Genomic DNA, 4,125 nt, shown 5'->3' with positions numbered 1-4,125 from the left:
CGGCGAGCGGGAAGCGCAGGCCGTCCACGTCCGCGCGGTTGACCGGCCGGTCGGGCGGCAGGGCGTCCCGCAGGCGCTCGGGGGCCGCCTCGGGCAGCGGGGCGTTGTCGCCGCCGCCCACCACGGCGAGGGTCACCGCGGCGACCACGACGGCGAGCGCGACGACCAGGAACAGGAACATAACCATCGCCGGGGCCCCCACGGTCGGATGAGTCGGAGTCGGATGTGTGGCTCCGATCGTGCCATGCGAGTCTGACAGTCGGGGCCTGGCCTTCGGATCGACCCGACTCCGAGGTACAGAGCCTCGCACACTCCGGTGAGCGGGGCCGGGTGCGTGCAGCTGCGAGGCGGAGGAAGGAGCCGACGCGGGGCGTCGGCGGCCGACGACGACGCCGCAGATGTGCGTGCCCGGCCCCGCGGCCCCGGGGTGGTCCGAAAGACAGGCCCTCGGGCCGCCGGGTGTTCGTGAGGCGGCCCGGGACGGGATCGTACGAGGAAGAGGTCACAGGGGATGCTCAGGCTGGGCAGGCGGGAATTCGCACCGCACGAGCGGGTCGTCATGGCGATCGTGAACCGGACCCCGGACTCCTTCTACGACCAGGGCGCCACGTTCCGCGACGAGCCGGCGCTGACGCGGGTGGAGCAGGCGGTGGCGGAGGGCGCCGCGATCATCGACATCGGCGGGGTGAAGGCCGGGCCGGGCGAGGAGGTCACGGCCGAGGAGGAGGTGCGGCGGACGGTCGGCTTCGTCGCCGAGGTGCGGCGGCGCTTCCCGGACGTCGTGATCAGTGTGGACACCTGGCGGCACGAGGTCGGCGAGGCCGTGTGCGAGGCGGGCGCGGACGTACTGAACGACGCGTGGGGCGGGGTCGATCCGCGGCTCGCGGAGGTCGCCGCGCGGTACGGGGCGGGACTGGTGTGCACCCACGCGGGCGGTGCCCAGCCGCGGACCCGGCCGCACCGGGTGACGTACGACGACGTCGTGGCCGACATCCTCGACGTGACCGTGGGGCTGGCGGAGCGGGCGGTGTCGCTGGGGGTGCCCCGGGAGTCGGTGATGATCGATCCGGGGCACGACTTCGGGAAGAACACGCGGCACAGTCTGGAGGCGACCCGGCGGTTGGGGGAGATGGTCTCCACCGGGTGGCCGGTGCTGGTGTCCCTGTCCAACAAGGACTTCGTGGGGGAGACGCTGGACCGGCCGGTGAAGGAGCGGGTGGTGGGGACGCTGGCGACCACGGCGGTGTCCTCGTGGCTGGGGGCGCAGGTGTACCGGGTGCACGAGGTCGCCGAGACGCGGCAGGTGCTGGACATGGTCTCCGCCATCGCGGGGGAGCGGGAACCGGCTGTCGCCCGGAGAGGGCTGGCGTAGGGGGTTTCGCCCCCGCCGCCGCTTCCCGTCCCGTTCCCGGGGGGCTCTGCCCCCCGGCCCCCTGCCTTTGCCCACTCACCGCCCGACTCGGTACGTCAAGAAGGCGCCCCTCGGAGGACCTCTAGCGGCCCGCCTCCTTGGAGACCAGGGCCACCGCCTCCTCCACGTCGTCCGTGACGTGGAACAGCAGCAGGTCCTTCTCCGCCGCCTTGCCCTGGGCGATGACCGTGTGGCGGAGCCAGTCGACCAGGCCGCCCCAGTAGTCGGTGCCGAACAGGACGATGGGGAAGCGGGTGACCTTCTGGGTCTGGACCAGGGTCAGGGCCTCGAAGAGCTCGTCCAGCGTGCCCAGGCCGCCGGGCAGGACCACGAAGCCCTGGGCGTACTTGACGAACATCATCTTGCGGACGAAGAAGTACCGGAAGTTCAGGCCGATGTCGACGTAGGGGTTCAGCCCCTGCTCGAAGGGCAGTTCGATGCCCAGGCCGACCGAGACGCCCTTCGCCTCGCACGCGCCCTTGTTGGCCGCCTCCATGGCCCCCGGACCGCCGCCGGTGATCACCGCGAAGCCCGCGTCGACCAGGCCCCGGCCCAGCCGGACGCCCGCCTCGTACTCCGCCGAGTCCACCGGTGTGCGCGCCGAGCCGAAGACGCTGATGGCGGGCGGGAGTTCGGCGAGCGTGCCGAAGCCCTCGATGAACTCCGACTGGATGCGCAGCACCCGCCAGGGGTCGGTGTGGACCCAGTCCGTGGGCGCCCGCTCGTCCAGCAGCCGCTGGTCGGTGGTGCTCGCCTGCACCTGGTCCCGCCGGCGGAGGACCGGCCCCAGGCGCTTCTCCTCCGGCGGCTGCTGCTTCCCTGCGGGGTTGCCAGTAGCCATGTGCGCTCCCTCCGTTTGCTGGTCGTACCGCCTCAGCGTAGATCCACACGGGTTACGTACGAGGGACCTGAGCATGTCCGGAACACAGCGGCGCAAACCCGGTCCGCGTCACGCCGTCAGCCAGGACCGCAGCCGCTCCTCCCCCGCGAGGATCTTCGCGGTGTCCACGCGCTCGTCCCGCTTGTGCGCCAAGTGGGGGTTGCCGGGACCGTAGTTGACCGCCGGGACGCCCAGCGACGAGAAGCGGGAGACGTCCGTCCAGCCGTACTTGGGCTGCGGGGTGCCGCCCACCGCCTCGATGAAGGCGGCCGCGGCCGGGTGGGACAGGCCGGGCAGCGCCGCGCCGCTGTGGTCGTCGACGACGAAGTCCGTCACCCCGCAGTCCGCGAAGACCTCGCGGACGTGGGCGAGGGCCTCCTCCTCGCTGCGGTCGGGGGCGTAGCGGAAGTTCACACTGACAACGCATTCGTCGGGGATGACGTTGCCGGCCACTCCCCCGGAGATGCCGACCGCGTTCAGGCCCTCGCGGTACTCCAGTCCGTCGATCACCGGGTAGCGGGGTTCGTAGGCGGCCAGGCGGGCGAGGATCGGGGCGGCGGCGTGGATCGCGTTGGATCCCATCCAGCTCCGCGCGGAGTGGGCGCGCTCGCCGGTGGTCTTCAGCAGCACCCGCAGCGTTCCCTGGCAGCCGCCCTCCACCTGCCCGTCGGAGGGTTCGAGGAGCACCGCGAAGTCGCCCTCCAGCCACTCGGGGTGCGCCTCGGCCACGTGCTTCAGGCCGTTGAGGTCGGCGGCGACCTCCTCGTTGTCGTAGAAGACGAAGGTCAGGTCGCGGTTGGGCGCGGAGACCGTGGCCGCGATGCGCAGCTGGACGGCCACGCCGGACTTCATGTCGCAGGTGCCGCAGCCCCACAGCACGCCGTCGCCGTCGAGCCGGGAGGGGACGTTGTCCGCGATCGGGACCGTGTCGATGTGGCCGGCGAGGATCACCCGCTCCGGGCGCCCCAGTCGCGTACGGGCCACGACGTTGTTGCCGTGGCGGTCGACCGTGAGGTGCGGCAGGGCGCGCAGCGCGTTCTCGATCGCGTCCGCGAGCGGCTTCTCGGTGCCGCTCTCGGAGGGGAAGTCGACGAGCTGCGCGGTCAGGCGCGCGGCGTCCAGCGTGAGGTCAAGCGGGGTGTCGGCCATGCCGTCGACCCTAGCGCGCCGGGTGTCCGGACCACTGTCCGCACCGGGCTCACAGGAAACCGTACTCTCCAGTACCTTGTACGCGTGTCAGAGCCGTCACTTCCTTCCAAGCGCACGCGTCGCGGCCGTTTCCTCCGCTGGAGCGCGGGCCTCGTGGTGCTGTCCGCGGTCGCCGGATACGTCGTGATCCAGTACGACACCGGCCGCGCGGGCGCCCCCGGCTGCAAGGTCGTATCGGGTAAGGGCGACGGGGCGACGTACGAGTTCACGCCCGAGCAGGCGGTGAACGCGGCGACGATCACCGCCGTGGGCACCGCGCGCGAGCTGCCCGAGCGGGCGGTGACGATCGCGCTGGCGACCGCGCTGCAGGAGTCGGCGCTGCGCAACATCGACCACGGCGACCGTGACTCGCTGGGCCTGTTCCAGCAGCGTCCCTCGCAGGGCTGGGGCACGCCGAAGGAGATCATGGACCCGACGTACGCGGCGGAGAAGTTCTACGAGCACCTGGAGGAGGTGCCGGGCTACACCCGGCTGCCGCTCACCGTCGCCGCGCAGCGGGTGCAGCGCAGCGGCTTCCCGCAGGCGTACGCCAAGCACGAGCCGGACGCCGCGCTGCTGGCCGCCGCCCTCACCGGGCGCTCGGCGGCGACGCTGACCTGCGAGGGCCGGCCGGCGGCGACGCGGG

The 4,125-nt window shown here is 72.4% G+C and carries 4 protein-coding genes and 1 pseudogene; 2 read left to right on the top strand and 3 right to left on the bottom strand.

All coding sequences use genetic code 11. The annotated features are described in order from the left end of the window. Positions 1 to 187: pseudogene (locus B7767_RS30135) on the bottom strand (DivIVA domain protein); the annotation flags it as partial. A 324-nt stretch (positions 188 to 511) separates the two neighbouring features. Here B7767_RS30135 and folP point away from each other — a divergent pair. Continuing rightward, positions 512 to 1,372, top strand: coding sequence for a dihydropteroate synthase (folP, locus tag B7767_RS30130; RefSeq protein ID WP_085574919.1), 861 nt, complete (start codon positions 512 to 514; stop codon positions 1,370 to 1,372). A gap of 121 nt (positions 1,373 to 1,493) precedes the next feature. Here folP and B7767_RS30125 read toward each other — a convergent pair whose 3' ends face one another. Then, positions 1,494 to 2,252, bottom strand: a complete 759-nt coding sequence (locus B7767_RS30125; protein WP_085574918.1) for a TIGR00730 family Rossman fold protein — start codon at positions 2,250 to 2,252, stop codon at positions 1,494 to 1,496. 108 nt (positions 2,253 to 2,360) lie between these two features. Next, on the bottom strand, positions 2,361 to 3,440 hold the full coding sequence (gene dapE / locus B7767_RS30120) for a succinyl-diaminopimelate desuccinylase (RefSeq protein WP_085574917.1): 1,080 nt from the start codon (positions 3,438 to 3,440) through the stop codon (positions 2,361 to 2,363). An 84-nt stretch (positions 3,441 to 3,524) separates the two neighbouring features. On the opposite strand from dapE, the gene B7767_RS30115 reads away from it, so the two are divergent. Next, the coding region (locus B7767_RS30115) for a heavy metal transporter (RefSeq protein WP_085574920.1) at positions 3,525 to 4,125 on the top strand (601 nt) is incomplete at its 3' end.

The organism is Streptomyces sp. 13-12-16 (assembly GCF_002114215.1).
Taxonomy (GTDB): domain Bacteria; phylum Actinomycetota; class Actinomycetes; order Streptomycetales; family Streptomycetaceae; genus Streptomyces.
The sequence above is the reverse complement of the archived record's forward strand: the minus strand, read 5'-3'. Positions and strand labels throughout refer to the sequence as shown.

What these genes read in the sequence shown, in the direction of transcription:
- folP (WP_085574919.1), top strand. Translation starts at nt 512, where the DNA reads ATGCTCAGGCTGGGCAGGCGGGAATTCGCACCGCACGAGCGGGTCGTC.
- B7767_RS30125 (WP_085574918.1), bottom strand. Translation starts at nt 2,252, where the DNA reads ATGGCTACTGGCAACCCCGCAGGGAAGCAGCAGCCGCCGGAGGAGAAG.
- dapE (WP_085574917.1), bottom strand. Translation starts at nt 3,440, where the DNA reads ATGGCCGACACCCCGCTTGACCTCACGCTGGACGCCGCGCGCCTGACC.